The 19392-nt window shown below is 72.8% G+C and carries 15 protein-coding genes; 9 read left to right on the top strand and 6 right to left on the bottom strand.

Annotated elements, in window-relative coordinates; all coding sequences use genetic code 11:
- Positions 1 to 245: 245 nt before the first annotated feature.
- Both AC067U_RS05535 and AC067U_RS05530 read left to right on the top strand, forming a co-directional pair.
- Positions 246 to 1076, top strand: a complete 831-nt coding sequence (locus AC067U_RS05535; protein ID WP_478828346.1) for a PP2C family protein-serine/threonine phosphatase — start codon at positions 246 to 248, stop codon at positions 1074 to 1076.
- A gap of 150 nt (positions 1077 to 1226) precedes the next feature.
- The gene (locus AC067U_RS05530) at positions 1227 to 2207 is read left to right on the top strand and encodes an MASE1 domain-containing protein (RefSeq protein ID WP_478828345.1); all 981 of its coding nucleotides are present in this window, start codon (positions 1227 to 1229) and stop codon (positions 2205 to 2207) included.
- Between the two features lie 154 nt (positions 2208 to 2361).
- Here AC067U_RS05530 and AC067U_RS05525 read toward each other — a convergent pair whose 3' ends face one another.
- The 5 genes from AC067U_RS05525 to AC067U_RS05505 are packed head-to-tail and all read right to left on the bottom strand — an operon-like array spanning position 2362 to position 6871.
- Complete coding sequence (locus AC067U_RS05525; RefSeq protein ID WP_478828344.1) at positions 2362 to 3309, bottom strand: tyrosine-protein phosphatase; 948 nt, start codon at positions 3307 to 3309, stop codon at positions 2362 to 2364.
- A gap of 28 nt (positions 3310 to 3337) precedes the next feature.
- Complete coding sequence (locus AC067U_RS05520; protein ID WP_478828343.1) at positions 3338 to 4405, bottom strand: NAD(P)H-dependent flavin oxidoreductase; 1068 nt, start codon at positions 4403 to 4405, stop codon at positions 3338 to 3340.
- On the bottom strand, positions 4405 to 5187 hold the full coding sequence (locus AC067U_RS05515) for a CoA-transferase subunit beta (RefSeq protein ID WP_478828342.1): 783 nt from the start codon (positions 5185 to 5187) through the stop codon (positions 4405 to 4407). The genes AC067U_RS05520 and AC067U_RS05515 overlap by 1 nt, the downstream gene beginning before the upstream one ends.
- Entirely contained in the window at positions 5184 to 6065 is an 882-nt protein-coding gene (locus tag AC067U_RS05510) for a CoA transferase subunit A (protein WP_478828341.1), read from the bottom strand. The genes AC067U_RS05515 and AC067U_RS05510 overlap by 4 nt, the downstream gene beginning before the upstream one ends.
- Positions 6066 to 6118: 53 nt before the next feature.
- Positions 6119 to 6871 (bottom strand): enoyl-CoA hydratase family protein, encoded by a 753-nt coding sequence (locus tag AC067U_RS05505; protein ID WP_478828340.1) that lies wholly within the window; start codon positions 6869 to 6871, stop codon positions 6119 to 6121.
- 67 nt (positions 6872 to 6938) lie between these two features.
- Between AC067U_RS05505 and AC067U_RS05500 the strand changes: the two genes are divergently transcribed.
- Both AC067U_RS05500 and AC067U_RS05495 read left to right on the top strand, forming a co-directional pair.
- A complete protein-coding gene (locus AC067U_RS05500; RefSeq protein WP_478828339.1) occupies positions 6939 to 7736 on the top strand; it encodes an SDR family oxidoreductase in 798 nt (265 codons plus the stop codon).
- 5 nt (positions 7737 to 7741) lie between these two features.
- Positions 7742 to 8653: an SDR family oxidoreductase gene (locus AC067U_RS05495; RefSeq protein ID WP_478828338.1), complete on the top strand. Its 912-nt coding sequence runs from the start codon at positions 7742 to 7744 to the stop codon at positions 8651 to 8653.
- 1087 nt (positions 8654 to 9740) lie between these two features.
- Here the strand turns inward: AC067U_RS05495 and AC067U_RS05490 are convergent.
- Complete coding sequence (locus AC067U_RS05490) at positions 9741 to 10643, bottom strand: hypothetical protein (protein WP_478828337.1); 903 nt, start codon at positions 10641 to 10643, stop codon at positions 9741 to 9743.
- Between the two features lie 98 nt (positions 10644 to 10741).
- Between AC067U_RS05490 and AC067U_RS05485 the strand changes: the two genes are divergently transcribed.
- The 5 genes from AC067U_RS05485 to AC067U_RS05465 all read left to right on the top strand — a co-directional run bounded on the left by AC067U_RS05485 (position 10742) and on the right by AC067U_RS05465 (position 19172).
- Complete coding sequence (locus AC067U_RS05485; RefSeq protein ID WP_478828336.1) at positions 10742 to 11581, top strand: serine protease; 840 nt, start codon at positions 10742 to 10744, stop codon at positions 11579 to 11581.
- 937 nt (positions 11582 to 12518) lie between these two features.
- A complete protein-coding gene (locus tag AC067U_RS05480) occupies positions 12519 to 12938 on the top strand; it encodes a chorismate mutase (protein ID WP_478828335.1) in 420 nt (139 codons plus the stop codon).
- A gap of 316 nt (positions 12939 to 13254) precedes the next feature.
- Positions 13255 to 15765 carry an aminopeptidase N gene (gene pepN / locus AC067U_RS05475; RefSeq protein WP_478828334.1) on the top strand — a complete coding sequence of 837 codons (2511 nt, stop codon included), beginning with the start codon at positions 13255 to 13257 and terminating at the stop codon, positions 15763 to 15765.
- 347 nt (positions 15766 to 16112) lie between these two features.
- On the top strand, positions 16113 to 16772 hold the full coding sequence (locus AC067U_RS05470) for a DUF3800 domain-containing protein (RefSeq protein WP_478828910.1): 660 nt from the start codon (positions 16113 to 16115) through the stop codon (positions 16770 to 16772).
- A gap of 207 nt (positions 16773 to 16979) precedes the next feature.
- Positions 16980 to 19172, top strand: coding sequence for a hypothetical protein (locus tag AC067U_RS05465; RefSeq protein ID WP_478828333.1), 2193 nt, complete (start codon positions 16980 to 16982; stop codon positions 19170 to 19172).
- Positions 19173 to 19392: the final 220 nt, after the last annotated feature.

Here is a 19392-nt window from a genome sequence, read left to right as displayed (position 1 = left end):
TCCGGCGAGATCCGGAAGGAGACTGCCCGGCCCCACCCGGTTCCGCCGCACCCCGCCCCACCAGGCACGACGGCCGCCGCCCCGCTCGCGGGACGGCGGCCGTCCGCGTCCCCGCGCCCGCCCGGCCCGCCGGTGTGGGCGGAGCGGACCGGAAACGCGGTCGCACCGGACCGGAAATATGATGAGCGGTGGCTGTTTCGCACAGCGGCGGAAGCAGAGGACATGGACGAAGCTCGGAGCGGGTCGTGACCAGGCGCCGAGCCCCGCACGCGGCCAGCGCCGAGCTCCTCGACATGCTCGGACAGCTCACCGCGCAGGCCCGGGAAGGTGCGGAGCTGCACCATGCCCGGGTGGAGCTGGCCGAGGCGCTGCAGCGCGAGATGCTGCCGGCCGCGCTGCCCCTCCTGCCCGGGCTGCGGACCGCGGCCCGGTACGCGCCCGCCCGGGACGGCCTGGACATCGGCGGAGACTGGTACGACGGCTTCCGGCTGCCCGAAGGCGCGCTCGCCTTCTCCATCGGCGACGTGCAGGGGCATGACGTCGAGGCGGCCGCCTTCATGGGCCAGGTCCGGATCTGCCTGCGCGCGGTGGCCGCCATCGTCGACGATCCCGGCGAGGTGCTGAGCCGGGCCAACGACGTGCTGCTCTCGATGGACTCCCGGCTCTTCGCGACCTGCAGCCTGCTCCGCTTCGACCCCGAGACCTGGGAGGTCGAGACGGCCCGGGCCGGCCACGTACCCGCCGTCTGGGCCACGGTCGACGGCCGCTACGGCATCGCCGACGACGACGGCGGACTGCCGCTGGGCCTGCTGCCCGGCGCGGGCTACGGCGTCACCCGGCGCCGGCTGACCGAGGCGGGAGCCATCGTGCTGGTCACCGACGGGGTGGTCGAAGGGCCGCCGTTCCCCATGGACGAGGGCCTCCAGCGGGTGGCCCGGGTCGTCCGGGAGGCGCCGACGGCCGACCCCGACGAGCTCGCCGCCGCGGTGATGAAGGTGGCCGACTCCACCGGCCACGCCGACGACGCCGCGGTCCTGGTCATCCGTCACGACGCGGCGGCCGCCGAGCCGGCTTAGGCCGTGCCTTTTGGATCATGCAGGGCCCGGCCGACAGGGGTGTGCCGCATCGCGGACCGGCCCGGCCGCCGGGCCCCGGTTGGCCCGGTCCGGTGCGTGTCGCGCTCCGGGCCGGGCGAGCCGCTGGTGTCTGATGCTGGGGTGCGCACCGTGGAATGGCGACGTGTCCTCCTGGATCTCCTGCTGATCCTGGTCGTGGCCGTCTCCTACCACGTCTCCGGGTGGGCCGGTCTGATGCAGCGCGTCGTCGTGGACGGGGCCCAGGTCACGCCGCTGTGGCCGCCCACCGGCATCGCGCTGGCCTGCCTGCTCTGGGGCGGCGTACGCCTCTGGCCGGGCATCGCGCTGGGCACCTACCTGGCCATCGAGCAGCTCAGCACCTTCGCCCCCGAGGACCTGGCCATCGTCGCGGGGAACACCCTCGGCCCGGTGTGCGCCTACCTGCTGCTGCGCCGTACGGGCTTCCACATCGAACTCGACCGGCTGCGGGACGGGCTCCTGCTGGTCTTCCTGGGCGGCCTGCTGCCCATGCTGATCAGCGCGACCGTGGGTGTCGCCACCCTGATCCTCACCGGTGACCTGCAGCCTTCCGGCGCCTGGCCGATCTGGGCGGCCTGGTGGGTCGGGGATGCCATGGGCGTCCTGCTGGTCACCCCGATGCTGCTGGTCCTCCCCAGAGTCCGGCTGACCCGGGACCCCTACCGCGCCGTCGAGGCGGTGGCCCTGGCGGCCGGAGCCTTCGGGGTCACCCTGGTGGCCGCGCGGAGCTCCCTCTCCCTGCTCTTCCTCGTCTTCCCACTGATCATCTGGGCCGCCGTGCGGTTCCAGCTCGCCGGGAGCGCGCCCTGTGCCCTGATGGTGTCCGTGCTGACGGTCTCCGCGGCGATCGACCGCGTCGGACCGTTCGCCGACCACACCCTCCTGGAGATCATGGTCAACCTCCAGGCCCTCAACGGTGCGGCGGCCCTCACCGGGCTGCTGCTGTCGGCGCTGGTCACCGAGCAGAACAACATCCGCCTGCAGATCGAGCAGGCGTGCGAGGACCTGGTCGAGGTGGTGGCCCACCTCAGCGCCGGCGGCCGCCCGGACCAGGGCGGCGGCCGGCCCCCGACCCGCCCCGAAGGGGGCTGAGCCGGGCTGATTCGGGTCCGGCTCGCGACCGCCGCCCGGCCCGGCTCGCGACCGCCGCCCGGACCGCCCGCCCGGACCGGCGCGCGGACCGCGACCCGGCCCCGACCGCCGGCCGGACCCGGCTGAGTGCCGGGCCCGGCCTGCGGCCCGTCCGTCAGCGGACCAGCTTCCTCTGGAGGTCCACCAGGACCCGCAGGTCCAGGCCGAGCCCCTGGGTCAGGTACCCGTAGAAGCTGCCGTAGTCGGCCTCCATCTGTGCCGTCGCCGCGTCCAGGTAGTCCTGCCGGACCTCCTGCAGGGGGATCAGCAGGTCCGGGTTCTGCATCCGGCCCGAAAGCTTCAGCCCCTCCCGCAGCTTCGCGTCGTACGCGGCCCGGTAGGTGTTCGAGGCCAGGTAGTCCCGCTCGGCCGAGCTCTCCGGCACGGCGAGCGCCCGCAGCAGCACGTAACCCAGCCAGCCCGTCCGGTCCTTGCCCGAGGTGCAGTGGAACAGCAGCGGGCCCTGACCGCCCGCCGCGATGTCCCGCAGCGTCGCCGCGAACTGCGCCCGGTTCTCGGGGCTGGTCACGAACGTGCGGTAGATGTCGCGCATGTAGGCCTCGGCGCGGCCGCCGCCGAGCATCTGCTCCTGCTTGACCGGGTCGCCGCTGGAGATCGCCCCGACCAGGGTCCCGTACAGGCCGAGGTCGCTGACCGGGCGCGCGGTGGGGGTGAGCCCGGACGGCAGCCGGTCGGCGCCGTCGTACTGGAGCTCCATGGGGATCCGGAAGTCCACGACCTTCGTGAGGCCGAGCCCGGAGAGGGCGGTGATGTCCGCCGCGGTCAGTTTGCTGAGGGCGTCGGACCGGTAGACCAAGCCCGTACGCACCCGGCCGCCGGTGTAGGTGGAGTAGCCGCCCAGGTCGCGGACGTTGACCGCGCCCTGGAGGGGGATCTGACGCATCGTTTCGGCCCCGTGCTGGCGGGGGTTCTGCCGCCCGACGGCGCGATCGGACGCGGCCGCCGGCACCGGCGGGCCGGCGCTCGCGTGGGCGGGAACGGTCCCGACGGCCAGCGCGGACAGCAGCACCGCGGACGCCAGGCGGATTCGGGCACGGCTCATCGTGTGCGACTCCTCGCGGAGAAGGGGATCACCCTGGTGGAGGCAGGGCGTCGAGCGAACGCAGGCGCTCCAGCGCCGCGTGTGCCTCGGCCATCACGCGGTCGACGAGCTCCGCGCACGAGGGCAGATCCTCGATCACGCCCGCGACCTGGCCGGATGCCATGATTCCGAGGTCGGTGCGGCCCTCGACCATGGACGCCTTCAGGAGCATGGGGGTGTTGGCGGCGAGCAGGACCTGGCTCCAGGACAGGTCCTTGCCGTGTTTCATCGCCATGCCGTCCCGGACCATCCGGGTCCAGGACAGGCCGGAGACCTTCCTGAAGCCGGCCGCGTGCCGGACCGCCCGGGCCAGCGCCCGGACGCGGCCCGCCCGCTCCAGGGCATCGACCAGCTCGGTACGGAGCATCCGGTGCGGCAGCCCGTCCACCGCCGTGGTGACGGTGACGTCCTTCACCGTGGCCGCGAGGTAGCGGGCCTTCACCGGGTCGGGGACGGTGGAGTCCGAGGTCAGCAGGAAGCGGGTGCCCATGGCCACACCGGCCGCGCCGAAACAGAGCGCCGCGGCCAGCCCGCGCCCGTCGTGGAAGCCGCCCGCCGCGACCACCGGGATGTCCACGGCGTCCACGACCTGCGGCAGCAGCACGGTGGTGGCGACGTCGCCGGTGTGCCCGCCGCCCTCGCCGCCCTGCACGATCACCGCGTCGGCGCCCCAGGCCGCGACCTTCTCGGCGTGCCTCCTGGCCCCGATCGACGGGATCACCACCACGCCCGCCGCCTTCAGCTCGCCGATCAGCTCCTTCGACGGCGCGAGCGCGAAGGAGGCGACCTTCACCCCCTCGTCGATGATCAGCCGGACCCGCTCGCCCGCGTCCCCGGCGTCGGCCCGCAGATTGACCCCGAACGGCGCGTCCGTACGGGACTTGACCTCGCGGACCGCCGCACGCAGCCGGTCCACGGTCATGGTGGCGGAAGCCAGGATGCCCAGCGCACCGGCGTTCGCGGCGGCCGAGACCAGCCGGGGCCCGGCCACCCAGCCCATCCCCGTCTGCACGAGCGGATACCGGACCCCGGTGAGCTTCGTCAGCGCCGTCTCCATCAGGACCGCACTTCCTTCTCCCGCAGCCCGTCCGGATCGATCACCTCACGGATCAGACGGAGTTCCGCCGCCGTGGGCTCGCGGGTGTACGGCACCTCCTCGGGCACCACCGGCTCGAACCCGCTGGCCGCCAGGACCTCCTCCACGGTGACGCCCGGGTGCAGGGAAGCCAGCCGCATGCTCCGGTCCGGCGTATCGAAGTCGAAGACGCCCAGGTCGGAGACCACGCGCGGAATCCGGTGGAAGCGCGCGGCGGACGGGCCGGCGGCCGCCGCCCGGTCGTGGCCCACCCCGCTGACCATGTCCACGCGCTCCACGAACACCCGCGGCGAATGCCTCGGGATCCAGTAACTCACCGGGTTGTTCAGCGTGTTCACCGGGGCGCCGCGCACCCCGAGCAGCTGCCGGGCCGGCCGCTCCCAGTCGCCGATGCAGGAGATGTTCTGGTTGCCGTACCGGTCGATCTGGCTGGCGCCCATCATCACGTGCCGCCGACCGCCGGTGACCATGGTCAGGTGCCGCCGGTACGGCAGCCAGCCCTCCACCGTGCCGTCCGGCCCGACCAGCATCGCCTCCCCGTCCGTGAGCAGCAGTTCGGGCGAGAAGGTGAGCCGGGCCAGCCGGGCGCCCACGGAGGGGATCACCCCCATCGGGCTGGCCAGCACCTCCCCGTTGCCCCGCCAGGCCTCGGCGCAGGCGATCACGCAGTACTCGGCGCGGGTGGCGGGGCCGCCGGCCGGGGTGGCGGCCGGGGTGCTCCCGGTGCCCGGGGTGGTCGTCATCGTTGCTCCTTGTGCCAGGCCTGCACGGCGGACCGGTAGTCCTCCTCGCCCGCACCCGAGAGGAAGCGTGCGGAGAACTCGGGCCAGGGGGTGGTCGCGTAGAGCTTCTGGAAGGGCTCGTCCCGGCCGTAGTCGGGCACGCAGGAGGTGAAGTGCGCGCCGTTCGGGGTCTCCACGACGCCGGTCACCGCGTGCCGGCTGACCAGCAGCGTCTGCGGGCCCGCGGTCCGGGTCAGTTCGGCGGTGTCCACGATCGCCTCGCAGGAGACGTACGCCGCGTCCGCGGCCTCGCAGAACAGGTCGTCGAAGTACGGGTCGGGGCCCAGGTACTGGCCGTTGCCCAGCCGGTCGGCACGGTTGAGGTGGACCAGGGCGGCGTCCAGGCGCAGGGCGGGCACCGCGACGAACTCCTCGCCGTCCGCGTACGGCGACCGTACGGTGCGCAGCCCGGGGTTGACCCGCATCACGTCGGAGCCGAGCCCGGCCCGCACCGGCAGGAACGGCAGCCGGTTCGCCGCCGCGTGCAGCCCCCACATGAACATGGCCTCGTCCAGCTCGGTCAGCTCCAGCGCACCGCACTCGCGGGCGGCGCGGAAGTTGGGCTCCAGCGGAACGGAGTCGAGCGTGGCGAACGGGGCGACGAGCCGGCGGATCCGCCCGGCCGCGGCCAGCAGGCCCACATCGGGTCCGCCGTACGAGACCACGGTGAGGTCGGTGACGTCCGACCTCAGCAGGGCCCGTACCAGGGCCATCGGCTTGCGGCGCGAACCCCATCCGCCGATGCCGACCGTCATGCCGCTGCGCAGCCGCCCGGCGACCTCGTCGGGGGTCATCACCTTGTCGGGGGCCATCGCTTCGCCGGCCGTCGTCTCCGCCATCGGTCCCGCCGTCGCCGCCGTCGATGCCGCCGTCGGTCCCGTCATCGGTCCCGTCATCGGTCTTCTCCCGCCTTCCCGAAGGTGTCGCGGACCCGGTCGGCCACGCCGCTCAGGTTGGCCTCGAAGGTGAAGCCCTGCTCGAAGCGGTAGCTGCGGCGCACGTCCACCGGGTCGATGCCGTTGATCGCGGCCTTCGCCAGCCGGATCAGGTAGCCGTCCTTCAGCGCGATCTCCCGCGCCAGGTCCAGGGCCGCCGTGCGCAGCGCCTCCCTCGGCACCACCTGCCAGACCGAGCCGTGGGCGTGCAGTTCGGCGGCGGTCGCGGTACGGGAGGTGTAGTACAGGGCCCGCATCAGGTGCTGCGGCACCAGCCGGGCCAGGTGGGTGGCCGCGCCCAGCGCGCCCCGGTCCAGTTCCGGCAGCCCGAAGACGGCGTCCTCGCTCGCCACGATGGCATCGGCGTTGCCGACCAGTCCGATGCCGCCGCCCAGGCAGAACCCGTGCACCGCCGCCACGACGGGCACCTCGCACTCGTACACCGCGGCGAAGGCCTCGTAGCAGCCGCGGTTGGCGCCGATCAGGGCGTCGTGGCCGCCGTCCCGCTGCATCTCCTTGATGTCCACGCCGGCGTTGAAGCCGCGCCCCTCCGCGGCCAGCACCACGCACCGCGTGCCGGGATCGCGCCCGGCGGCGCGCAGGGCGTCGGCCAGCTCGAACCATCCCCGTACGGGCACGGCGTTGACCGGTGGGAAGTCGACGGTGACCAGTGCGACGCCCTTGTCCGGGCCGGAAGTGGAGACACCCATGAGTGAATCAGCTACCTTTCCACCAAACGTTTGTTAGGTCAGGTGTTGGTCAGGAAGGTAGCAGCCCATGGAGCTGGACGGGAGGGTTGTCGTCGTCACCGGCGGAACCCGGGGCGTCGGCGCCGGCATCGCCCGGTCGTTCCTCGCCGCCGGTGCGCGGGTCGTCGTCTGCGCGCGCCGGCCGCCGGACGAACCCGTGACGCACGACGGCCGCACGGCCGAGTACCGCCCGCTCGACCTGCGCGACCCAGCCGCCGTACCGGAGTTCTTCGACGCCCTCGCCGCCGACCACGGGCGGCTGGACACCCTCGTCAACAACGCCGGCGGCACCCCGTACCGCCTGCTGGCGGACGGCGGACCGGAACGGCACGCGCGGGTCCTCGAACTCAACCTGCTGGCCCCGCTGACGGCCTCGCTGGCCGCCCGTCCCCACCTGAGCGCGGTCCGCGGCTCGATCGTCATGATCGGCAGCGTCAGCGGCACCCGCCCCTCACCGGGCAGTGCGGCGTACGGGGCCGCCAAGGCGGGACTGGAGAACCTGGCCCGCTCGATGGCCGTGGAATGGGCACCCGAGGTCCGGGTGAACACGCTGGTCCTCGGCATGGTCCGGACGGAACTCTCCCACCTGCACTACGGGGACGAGACCGGCCTGGCGGCCGTCGGCGCCACCGTGCCGATGGGCCGCCTGGCCGAACCGGCCGACGTCGGGGCGGCGGCGGTGTTCCTCGCCTCGGACCGGGCTGCCTACGTCAGCGGCGCCGGCCTGCTGGTGCACGGGGGCGGGGAACGCCCGGCGTTCCTGGACGCGGCAACGGCCAACCGGAGCACCGGCGCGGCGCATGCGGCAGACACGGACAAGGAGTGATGGAGATGGCAGGACTGTGCGAGGGCCGGGTGGCCGTCATCACCGGCGCGGGACGGGGCCTGGGCCGGGCCCATGCGCTGGCGTTCGCGGCGGAAGGCGCGAAGGTCGTGGTCAACGACCTCGGGGTGGGGCCGGACGGGGCGGGCGCCTCGGCCTCGCCCGCCGAGGAGGTGGCGGCGGAGATCCGCGCCGCGGGCGGCGAGGCCGTCACCCACACCGGAGACATCGCCACGACCTCCGGCGCCGCCTCCCTGGTCGGCTGTGCGCTGGACACGTACGGGCGGCTGGACACCCTGGTCAACAACGCGGGCTTCCTGCGCGACCGGATGCTCGTCAACCTCGACGAGGACGACTGGGACGCGGTGATGCGGGTCCACCTCAAAGGCCACTTCCTGCCGCTGAAGCACGCGGCGGCGTGGTGGCGGGCCGAGGCGAAGGCCGGCCGCAGGCCCGGGGCGCGGGTGGTGAACACCTCCTCGGGGGCGGGACTGCTGGGCTCGGTCGGCCAGGGCAACTACAGCGCCGCGAAAGCCGGCATCGTCGGGCTGACCCTGGTCTCGGCGGCGGAGATGGGCCGGTACGGGGTCCAGGTCAACGCCATCGCCCCGGCCGCCCGCACCCGCATGACCGAGCAGACCTTCGCGGAGGCCATGGCGGCCCCGGAGGCCGGCGCCTTCGACGCGATGGCTCCGGAGAACGTCTCCCCGCTGGTCGTCTGGCTCGGCTCGACGGCCTCGGCGGGGGTCACGGGCCGGGTCTTCGAAACGGAGGGCGGCCGCATCACCGTCATGGAGGGCTGGCGCCCGGGCCCCACCACCGACCGCGGCTCCCGCTGGACCCCGGCAGAGGCGGGAGAAGCGGCCCTGAAACTCCTCGCGGCGGCGGAGGTCCCACGACCGGTGTACGGGGCGAACTGAAGCGACCCGGGCCGGGGGCGGGCCGGGTCGGCTTCGGGCGCGGGGTCGGGCCGAGGGCGGGGGCGGGTCGGCGTGGGCCGGTCGGCCTTGTAGGCCGGGCGGGGTGGGGCCGGCTTCGTGCCCGGAGGCCACGGCTGCCGGGCCGGACGCGTGTTGGGTGCCTTCGGGTGCGGGGGCGTTGACTGCCTGGCCGGGCTGGGCTGAGTCGGCTTCGGGTCCGGGGGTATTGGCTGCCGGGCCGGGCCGGGTCGGCGGTTGGGGCGGCTCCGGGTGCGGGGGCCGTGGGCTCCGGGTGGGGGCATCCGGGACGGCATGATTTACGGCGCGTTGCGCGGAGTCCGGTTGTCGGGCGGGGGGCGCGCCACAAATCACGCTTGAGTGTCCCGGACACCCCCACCCTCCACCCCCGACCCCCTCCCGGCACACACCGACCTACGCGCGAGGTGCGGGTGATGACCCGCCCCCAGACACGGGCAGCCGGACTACCGCGGTGTGGGCGGAGCCCGCAGCTCTCTGGGGCGGAGCCCTGCGGGGGTTCTGGGCGCAGGCCGCTCGGCAGGCACTACGGGGGCACGACCAACTTCCACGGCGTGGACGGCCGTGGCCGGGAGGTCCGGGCCACCGACACGACGGCCTGTCCGCGGGCCTTGACGGCCCAGGTCATCTGCACGCGACCGTAGTCCCGCCCGCACGGGGAGGCCCGGCACCGCCGCCGGGGAGTAGCAAGGATGCGGGCCCGGCCTCCTGGCGGGGAGGTCGGGCCCGGACCGTGACTCGTGCGACACGGGTTTCCTACCCACTACGGGCCTGCGTTGAACCGAAGCCAGTCCATCATGTTCTCGCCCGGCCGGATCTCCCCCGCCCCCGCCGTCACCCCGTACAACTCCCGCCACACCGCTCGCACGCACACCTCCATCACCGGTGCCGGCCGCGGCAGTTCGCGGTCGCCGCGTCCACACCGCCACGGCCCGGCGGGCCGTGGCGCGCCTGCCGCAGCACCCGCTCCACCGAACGGGGTTCGCCGAACGCCGGGATCGCCCGCCACGACTGCGACGACGTCCTCGGAGGCGGCTGCGAGGCATAGCGGTCAGGTCTCGCACTCCAGCAGGGACGCGCACAGCGCACAGCGTGCGGTGAGCCGGCGCCGCACGGGCACCCGCAGCCGCTGCCCGCACACCGGGCAGGGGAAGCTGACGCGCGCCCCCGCCCTCCCGGTCTCGAACCGGTACGCCGCATCCGCTCCGGCTGTCCCGGTCCGCCGAGCCCGGGCGTACCGGGCCCGCTCGACGGTCCCCGCCCCGGCCAGCGGGGCCCGCCGCCACTCCTGCCGGGCGGCCTCGCGGCCGCGTTCGTACGCCTCGTAGGCCTGCGGGCTGGTGAACCACACGGACGGGTCCTCGCCCAGCAGTGCGGCGCGCCTGGCCAGGACGTAGCCGAACTCCTCGGGCGTGAGGTAGCCGAGTTTCCGATGGCCGAGCGCGTCCTCCCGGTACGCGTCGAGCAGCAGCCAGCCCGCGCCCAGGTAGGCGGCTGTGGTGTCGGTGAGCACCTCGTCGGAGGGGACCCCGTCGGCTTCCGTGCCGTGGAAGCGCAGCCCCAGCCGGTGCAGCAGCACATGGGTGACCTCGTGGGCGAGGGCGGCCGCGAGGTCCCGCCGGTGGGTCCGGAAGCTGTCGTCGACCTCGATGAAGTACTCGGGCCCGGAGGTGAGTTCGATGACGGCCGCGTCCTCCATCGACCGGAAGCAGATGATCATCCGGGCGTCCGGCAGCCGCAGTTGCCGGACCACCGCGGCGGCCACCCGCTGGGCCCCGAGGAACAGGTCGTCGGCCGCGGTGAAGGCGGCCTCGGAGGGGGCGAGGGCGGGGGAGTGGGAGCGTACGCCGGCGGTGGTCAGCTGCCGGTGCAGGGCGGTGACGGTCGCGCGGACCGTGGCCAGGTGCGGAAAGCCGTGCTCGACGCGGCCGTTCCGCGCGCGGTTCTGCGTCATGACGCCCCCCGTCCCGGAATCCTTCCGCCGAATTGGCCGAAAACACGGTCTTGTTGTCCCGGCAACCGCCGTTGTGACATGGACAGGTCATTCACCCGATGACGCGCACCGCCCAACCCCCCACGAAAGGCAGCGTGTTCACCGTGTCCGTGAAGCCGAACCTCAAGCGCACCCTGAAGCGCACCGCCGCCGCCGGCGCCGTCGTGCTGGCCGCCGCCAGCCTCCAGACCCTCTCCGCCCCGGCCGCGAACGCCGCCCCCGCCCCCGTCGTCGGCGGCACCCGCACCGCCCAGGGCGAATTCCCCTGGATGGTCCGCCTCTCCATGGGCTGCGGCGGCTCCCTGCTCACCCCGCAGGTCGTCCTCACCGCCGCCCACTGCGTCGGCGCCTCCGGCAACAACACCTCGATCACCGCCACCGCCGGCGTGGTCGACCTCAACAGCTCCAGCGCGATCAAGGTCCGCTCCACCAAGGTCTACCGCGCCCCCGGCTACAACGGCTCCGGCAAGGACTGGGCCCTGATCAAGCTCGCCCAGCCGATCAACCTGCCCACCCTCAAGATCGCCGACACCACGCAGTACAACAACGGCACCTTCACCGTCGCCGGCTGGGGAGCCACCCGCGAAGGCGGCGCCCAGCAGCGCTACCTGATGAAGGCAACCGTCCCCTTCGTCTCCGACGCCGACTGCCAGGCGGCCTACGGCGGCGACATCATCCCCGGCGAGGAGATCTGCGCCGGACGCCTCAACGTCGGCGGCGTCGACACCTGCCAGGGCGACTCCGGCGGCCCGATGTTCCGCCGCGACAACGCCGGCGCCTGGATCCAGGTCGGCATCGTCAGCTGGGGCATCGGCTGCGCCCGCCCGGACTACCCGGGCGTGTACACGGAGGTCTCCACCTTCGCCACGGCCATCACGAACGCGGCCGCCACCCTGTAGCACCGCCGGCCCGGCCGCCCCGCACACCACGTACGACAGGTGCGCACCACACACCCCGTACGGCACATGCGGCCCACGTGCCCCGTACGGCCCCTCGTCCTTCCGGCGGCCCCGCGACAGCCGGCCGGAAGGACGGGGCGGGCCGCACCGCACCCCGCTCCCGTGCGCGGAACCCGACGGGCGACAGCGCGGCAGGCGACGCACGCCGACCACCGACGACCAGGACCGAATTCCGCACGCCCCCGGAGCGCCGACCCGACCACACGTCCTCCTCGACGGCCTCGAAGTCACCCCGTCGTCACCACCCTCGACCTCGACGAGTACACCCACGCGGCACTCGCCTCCGGCTTCCTCCTCAAAGACGCGAGCCCGGCCATGCAGGTTGAAGCGGTCCGCACCGCCGACCCCTCCCTCTGCGCCCAGGCCAAGCCCCGGCGCCCGGAACCGCCCCCGGCCTGGGAAAGCGACCTCTCCGGACCAAGGCATGACCCCACCCCCTGCCCGCCCCCTGACCGGGGCCCGCTTCCGAGGGAGGTGGCCCGGCTGCGCACCCTGCGCCGGCCGGGCGGGACGCCTGCCCACACCTCGCCGGAGGGCCGGAGTCTGCCGGTAGGGGGCCGGGGGTGGAGGGTGGGGGTGTCCGGGACACTCAAGCGTGATTTGTGGCGCGCCCCCCGCCCGGCAGCCGCATGCTGCGCAACGCGCCGTAAATCATGCCGTCCCGGATGCCCCCACCCGGAGCCCTCGGCCCCCGGACCCGAAGCCGCCCCACCCGCCCCCGCCCGACGGCCGTGACCCCCGGACCCGAAGCCGCCCCAGCCCGGCCCGGCCGGGTAGTCGCAGCCCGCCCACCTGCGCCGGGAATCACCCGGAGTGCCGTCTCACGGACCGGTCGGCCCGAGGAATCCCCCAGCCCGGCCACGTAAGCTCAATGACCATGAACAGCAGCGACATCGACGAGAACGCCCCCGGCCCGCACACCTCCGCGACCCCCGCCGCGGAAGCCCCCGGGAACGCCTCCGCCGACGACGTGATCGCCGAAGCCCTCGCCGAGGACCCTTCCGCCCAGGCGGCCGCCGCCGAGCTGGCCCGCCTCCGTGACAGCATCGACAACATCGACGCGGCCGTCGTCTACATGCTCGCCGAACGCTTCAAGTGCACCCAGCAGGTCGGCCACCTCAAGGCACGCCACCAGCTGCCCCCCGCCGACCCCGGCCGCGAGGCCCGCCAGATCGCCCGCCTCCGCCAGCTCGCCGAGAACGCCAAGCTCGACCCGGCCTTCGCCGAGAAGCTCCTCAACTTCATCATCGCCGAGGTCATCCGCCACCACGAGACCATCGCCGCGGCCGAAGACTGATCCCTACGGCCCCGGACCAGCACCCCAAGCCGGGCCAGCACCCCAAGCCGGGCCAGCACCCCAGGACGGGGAGCACCACCCCGGGTCGGGCCGGCACCACCCCGCGACGGGGGACCCACCCCGGGACGGGAGACCCACCCCGGGACGGGGAACCACCCCGCGACGGGGGACCACCCCGGGACGGCGGACCCACCCCGGGACGGGCCGGCACCAGCCCCGACCGGCCCCAGGCCCCCACCCCCGCCAGGCCCGGCGGCCCCAGCCAATGCACCACAGCCCCCTACGGCAAAACCGCCAGGTGAGGCAGCATGGCCCCATGCCCGTACTGACGCGCAACGAAGCGCAGACCCGCGCCCGCCTCCTCGACGTCCACCGCTACACGGTCACCCTCGACCTCACCGGCGGCGACGACACCTTCGACTCCACCACCCTCATCCGCTTCACCACACGCGCACAGGGTGACACCTTCGTCGAACTGAAACCCGAGGAGCTGCGCTCCGCCATCCTCGACGGCAACCCCGTCGACCCGGCCACCCTCACCGACAACCGGCTCCCCCTCACCGGCCTCACCGAAGGCCCCCACGAGCTCCGCGTCGACACCCGGATGCGCTACTCCCGCACCGGCGAGGGCATGCACCGCTTCACCGACCCGGCCGACGGCCGGACGTACGTCTACACCCAGATGTTCATGGACGACGTGCAGCGCGTCTTCGCCGCCTTCGACCAGCCCGACCTGAAGGCCGTCTTCGAGTTCACCGTCACCGCCCCCGCGGACTGGACCGTCCTCGCCAACGGCATCGCCGAACGCACCGGCACCCGCGATACCGACGGAGCCGGCATCTGGCAGACCGCCCCCACCCCCGTCATCTCCACCTACCTCGCCGCCGTCGCCGCAGGCCCCTGGCACTCGGTGACCACCGAACACGCCGGACTCCCCTTCGGCATCCACTGCCGGCAGTCCCTCGCACCCCACATGGACGCCGACGCCGACGAGATCCTCACCGTCACCCGGCAGTGCTTCGACCGCTACCAGGAGAAGTTCACCGAGCCGTACCCGTTCGACTCCTACGACCAGGCGTTCGTCCCCGAATTCAACGCCGGCGCCATGGAGAACCCCGGCCTGGTCACCTTCCGCGACGAGTTCATCTACCGCTCCGCCGTCACCGACACCGAACGCCAGACCCGCGCCATGGTCATCTCCCACGAGATGGCCCACATGTGGTTCGGCGACCTCGTCACCCTCCGCTGGTGGGACGACATCTGGCTGAACGAGTCCTTCGCCGAGTACATGGGCTACCAGACCGCCGCCGAAGCCACCCGCTTCACCGACACCTGGACCGAGTTCGGCGTCACCCGCAAGGCCTGGGGATACGACGCCGACCAGCGTCCCTCCACCCACCCCGTCGCCCCGGACCCCGACGGCGTCCCCGACACCGCCTCGGCCCTCCTCAACTTCGACGGCATCTCCTACGCCAAGGGCGCCTCCGCCCTCCGCCAGCTCGTCGCCTGGCTCGGCGAGAAGGACTTCCTCGCCGGAATCAACACCCACTTCGCCCGCCACAAGTTCGGCAACGCCTCCCTCGCCGACTTCGTCGACTCCCTCGCCGCGAACACCGACCGCGACGTCCACGCCTGGGCCGACACCTGGCTGCGCGCCACCGGCATCGACACCCTCACGCCCGCCGTCCAGGAAAGCACCGGCGGCTGGACCCTCACCGTCGACCGCGCCGGCAGCCGCCCCCACCACATCGTGGCCGGCCTCTACGACCGCGCCGCCGACGGCACCCTCGAACTCCGCGAACGGCTCCCCCTCGACATCCCCTCCGACGAGGTCGTCTCCGTCGCCGGACCGCGCCCCGCCCTGCTCCTCCTCAACGACGGCGACCTCAGCTACGCCAAGGTCCGCCTCGACGCCAACTCCGAGGAAGCCGCACTCCGAGGCATCTCCACCCTCCCCTCACCGCTGACCCGTGCCGTCGTCTGGAACGCCCTCCGCGACATGGTCCGCGACGGCGAACTCGAACCCTCCGCCTACCTGGAGACCGCCCACGCGCACCTCCCCGAGGAGACGGACCTCGCCATCGTGCAGGGCGTCCTCGGCTTCGCCCGCACCCAGATCGCCGACCGCTACGTGCCCGCCGAGGACCGCGCCGCCGCCCTCGCCCTCATCACCTCCGTGACCCGTGCCCTGATCCGCCGCACCGAGGACGGATCCGACCCGGGGATGCGCCTGGCCGCCGTACGCACCTTCATCGACAGCGCCACCCAGCCCGACACCATCGCCGCCTGGTTCGCCGACGGCACCGTCACCGGCGGCCCGGAACTCGACCCCGAGCTGCGCTGGCGCATCCTCGCCCGCCTCGCCGTCCTCGGCGCGGTCGGCGAACCCGAGATCGCCGCCGAACTCGCCGCCGACCCCAGCGCCGCCGGCCAGGAAGGCGCCGCCCGCTGCCGGGCCGCCCTGCCCGACGCGGAGGCGAAGGCCACCGCCTGGCAGCGCATGTTCCACGACGAGACCCTCTCCAACTACCTGTTCTCCGCCACCGCCCAGGGCTTCTGGCAGCCCGAGCAGGCCGAACTCGTCGAGGGCTACGTCCCCCGCTTCTACCAGGACGCGGTCGCCGTGGCCTCCCGGCGCGGGCCGGCCATCGCCGAGGCCGCAGGCCGCTACGCGTTCCCGGCGTACGCCATCGACGAGGACAACCTCCAGGCCGGTCACGCCTGCCTCAAGGCGGACGACATCCTCCCCCTCCTCCGCCGCAAACTCGTCGACCAACTCGACGACCTCGCCCGCGCCCTCGGTGTGCGCATGCCCAACACCCGCTGACGGCACGTGGGTTGACTCCCGTCTCCTTTCAGATGTCTTGGAAGGGGCGGGAGTTGGGGCAGCTGGAGGTGAAGTGAACTGACGGTTCGACAGGCCGGTGTTACGCTGAATGAGTTACGAGCCACTTGGTGAGACGTGACGCGGTATCCGGCACCGGCCGGATGCTCCCGCGGGAGCCCTGAGCTGACCTTGCCACCCGACCATGGGCGGGCAAGGACGCGAGCGAAGGTCCGTCGAGCGACTCTCCGGGTCGACGCAGCGCGTATCGCGGATCCACACCCCGGGTCGAGCGGTGCTGCCGCACGACACCCGAGCCTGAACCGGATCCAGCGAAGGGCCTCGCAGCCATCAACGCCTACGTCTTAACGGATCGCCTCGCGTACATTGACGATTCCGGCATACCTGGAGCGGGCCTCGCGGTCTTCTCCGCGATCACCATCGACACCCACCGCACGGCGGATTTCGAAGCCGCGTGGACGGACGTGCGCAACGACTGGTTGCGCCGGCACGGCGTCCCCGTCGCGTACGAGCTCCACACCGCCAAGTTCCTCGGCGGCCGGGGACGACCCGGCGGAGTGAATCCCAGCCGGGCCGACCGCCGCCGCATGGCCCAGAGCGCCCTCGACCTCATCGGGGACTTCCCGGGGCTCGCGGTGTACTCCGTCTACTCGATCGACCGCGACTTCCGGGCCGCCAAGCGGGCCGCCTACAGCGGCCTCCTCCGCGCGCTCGACGCCCAGCTCGGAGCGGACGGCCGGTACGCCGCGGTCACCGTGGACGGGGACGGCACCGAGCACCTCTACACGGAGGTCCACGAGGCGGTCCGCCCGAGCAGGATCACCCGCCCCGCATCCCAGGTGCCGGCCCACGAGTCCTTCTGGGTCCAGGTCGCGGACCTGGTCGCCCACACCGCCTGCCAGGCGGTCGCCCGTCAGCCCGAACGCGAGTTCATGTGGCACTGGCACGCCCGGCACCTGTCGAAGTTCCCGCTGCCGCGCGAGGCATGAGCCGTGAACCACGGAAGCCCCGGCGTGCTCGCCGGGGCTTCCGTAAAAGCAGACCTGACGCGCGTGTCTGCGCGTCCTGACTACACCAACAGTCTACCCACCCTTACCACAGGGCAACCACCTGTATATCAATGGGATCAATGCCCCTGGGGCCTTGCATCTTAAGGAGTGACTTTGTCCGTCCCTACCGGATTCCAGGAACCCTCGATGGGTGCCCGTCCTGCCGCAGGCCATGAAGCCCAAGGGCCCCAAAGCATCACCTTCCTCTACGGCGAGGAAGAATTCACCGTCTCCGGTTTCGAGAACGACCTCCCCGAACTCTCCTCCGTGACCGACCGCGGAGCCCTCGTCAGGGCCGGACTCAACTCACCCGGCGCGACCCTCGACGAGGACTCCTGGCACGCCGTCGCCCGGGCCGTCGTCGCCCCCGACTCCGCCGCCGCCCAACTCCGCGCCCAGAAGGGCCTGCTCTCCGCGCTCATCGAAGAGCACGTCGAAGGCGCCACCCTCCGCTCCCTGCACACCCGCGCCTGGCTCACCGAACTCTTTCCCGGCCTCCAGCCCCGTACCGGACAAGAAGCCCTCCCCGTCGACGACCCGCTCGTCCTCGGCGACCTGGGGGACGACGGCGAGCCACTGGCCTGCGTCGTCTACACCTACCGCGACGTCGCACACCTACGGGCCCACCTGCGGCAGACCATCGCGGAGACCCGACGCGCCAATCCGAACCCGTACGACCAGTCGATCCTGGCCAGGCGGATCACCCGCGCCGTCATCGCCCACCCGGCCCGCCTCGAATTCGATGATGGGACCGAACCGGTCGACGTCCTCGTCGTACGCGACGGAATCACCCGGCTGACCAGCGCCTGGGCCCTCCTGACCGGGGAGGAGAACCCGGCCCCGGACCGGATCGCCCGTACCGCCAGCGACCTCCTGCTCTCCGAGAAGCCCCAACGCCGCGGCGCCGAGAAGCCGCGCAGCCAGCGCATGGCCGTCGGTCGCCGCGACGCCCTCGCCGACCTCCGTGCCGAGTTCTACCAAGGACTCGGCGACGGGCAGCCCGCCGACCGCTCCGTCCGTCTGGGCCAGACCCTCGTGGTTCCGGCCCAGATCACCGTCGGGCTCCGCCGCCACGGCACCACCACCCTGCCCCCCGAAGAGGTCTTCGACGACGCGGTGCGCAGCATCCTCGCCTCGCTGCACGTCGAGTTCAAGGCATGGGAGCCTGCCGCCCAGAACGTGGAGGTCGGCTCCCGGGCCCTACGCCGGGTCCACCTCAACGGCCAGAGCGAAACCCGGCTCCTCGACGGAGTGGTCGGTCTCGCGCTCGGCCGACGCGGCCCCGAAGCCCTTCCGGAGATCTTCGCAGACCGCCGGATACCCGGCACCCCGCTCTGGCGGGCTGTCTACCTCGTGCACCACCTGACCAGGTACGACGTTTTCAAGGAGGTCAAAAGGCACGCCAAGGACATCAAGGGCACCCGCCAGATGAAAACCGCGGGGTACGCCGAGATCCTCGGACCGATCATCGACCTGCCCTGGCGGGGCGCCAAGTCCGCCTCCCTCAAGCAGGCCCGCAACGCGTGGGCCAACGGCGGCGTGCTCACCAAAGCCGTCTTCGGCCACTGGAGCCCCATCCCCGTCCAGGACTTCACCGACCTCGTCGCCCCCGCCCGCGACGGGGACACCGACGCCCGCCAGACCCTCGCCGTGGCCGGCGGAACCGCCCTGCTCGCCGACAAGCTGATCACCCGGAACGTGGGGTCCGCAGTCGGTAACACCGTCCCGTGGCGCAGCAATGTCGACCAGGTGGTGGCCGGCCTCGCCGAGCACGAAGAGGGACTCTGGCTGCTCGCCGTGGCCGCCAACGCCTTCGACGCTCGGCGCGAATGCGTGAACTCTTTCTCCGCCACCCAACTGCTCGGTAAGGACAAGTCGGAGATGTACACCATCCCCGACGTCGACCTCGACCGCCCGGACCGTCTGCGCAAGGACCAGGGAGGTGTGGCGGCCGTGGCCCTCACCCCCAGGCGCCTCGTCGAAGCATCCGACCCGGTGCGCGCCCGGTCGCTGGCGGGCGAGGAGGACAAGAACTCCCACGACAGCCTGACCGTCGGCGAACTGCTCGACCAGAAGCGCAGGGCCCTCACCACAGCGGTCGAAGCGGCCCGGGAGAAGCTGGAAGACCTCCTCGCCTACGCCCGGACACCGGAAGCCAAACAGACCACGCTGGAACCCTTCGGATCACAGCCCGAATGGCAGTCCCTCGACGACGAGGTCCGCGAACTCGGCACGATCATCTACAACAACCGCCCCGCCCAAGCCGACGAGGACGACGAAGAAGACGAAGAAGACGTGAACCAGGACGACTACGACGATACCGAGGACCACTGGGCCTGACCCGCACCCACCACACCCAGTGGGGACCCCGAGGGAACGCGCGCAGGGGCAGCCCAGCCCAAGGACCCGAGACGGACAGCCCAGGTCAGCAGGGGAGCGGCCAGAGACGGCAACGAGCGGGAGCGGAGGAAACAGGGGAGGCAACGGCCGGCGGGCAAACGGCAGCAGCGGGGGAGGGGCCGTCGTTGCAGCCGCGGTCCGGCCGGAAGCGGCGGTTACC

Source organism: Streptomyces sp. NPDC043853, assembly GCF_056436025.1.
The sequence above is the reverse complement of the archived record's forward strand: the minus strand, read 5'-3'. Positions and strand labels throughout refer to the sequence as shown.

Coding starts and splice junctions, on each gene's coding strand:
- AC067U_RS05525 (WP_478828344.1), bottom strand. CDS start 3,309: ATGAGCCGTGCCCGAATCCGCCTGGCGTCCGCGGTGCTGCTGTCCGCG.
- AC067U_RS05520 (WP_478828343.1), bottom strand. CDS start 4,405: ATGGAGACGGCGCTGACGAAGCTCACCGGGGTCCGGTATCCGCTCGTG.
- AC067U_RS05515 (WP_478828342.1), bottom strand. CDS start 5,187: ATGACGACCACCCCGGGCACCGGGAGCACCCCGGCCGCCACCCCGGCC.
- AC067U_RS05510 (WP_478828341.1), bottom strand. CDS start 6,065: ATGGCGGAGACGACGGCCGGCGAAGCGATGGCCCCCGACAAGGTGATG.
- AC067U_RS05505 (WP_478828340.1), bottom strand. CDS start 6,871: ATGGGTGTCTCCACTTCCGGCCCGGACAAGGGCGTCGCACTGGTCACC.
- AC067U_RS05500 (WP_478828339.1), top strand. CDS start 6,939: ATGGAGCTGGACGGGAGGGTTGTCGTCGTCACCGGCGGAACCCGGGGC.
- AC067U_RS05495 (WP_478828338.1), top strand. CDS start 7,742: ATGGCAGGACTGTGCGAGGGCCGGGTGGCCGTCATCACCGGCGCGGGA.
- AC067U_RS05490 (WP_478828337.1), bottom strand. CDS start 10,643: ATGACGCAGAACCGCGCGCGGAACGGCCGCGTCGAGCACGGCTTTCCG.
- AC067U_RS05485 (WP_478828336.1), top strand. CDS start 10,742: ATGACGCGCACCGCCCAACCCCCCACGAAAGGCAGCGTGTTCACCGTG.
- AC067U_RS05480 (WP_478828335.1), top strand. CDS start 12,519: ATGAACAGCAGCGACATCGACGAGAACGCCCCCGGCCCGCACACCTCC.
- pepN (WP_478828334.1), top strand. CDS start 13,255: ATGCCCGTACTGACGCGCAACGAAGCGCAGACCCGCGCCCGCCTCCTC.
- AC067U_RS05465 (WP_478828333.1), top strand. CDS start 16,980: ATGGGTGCCCGTCCTGCCGCAGGCCATGAAGCCCAAGGGCCCCAAAGC.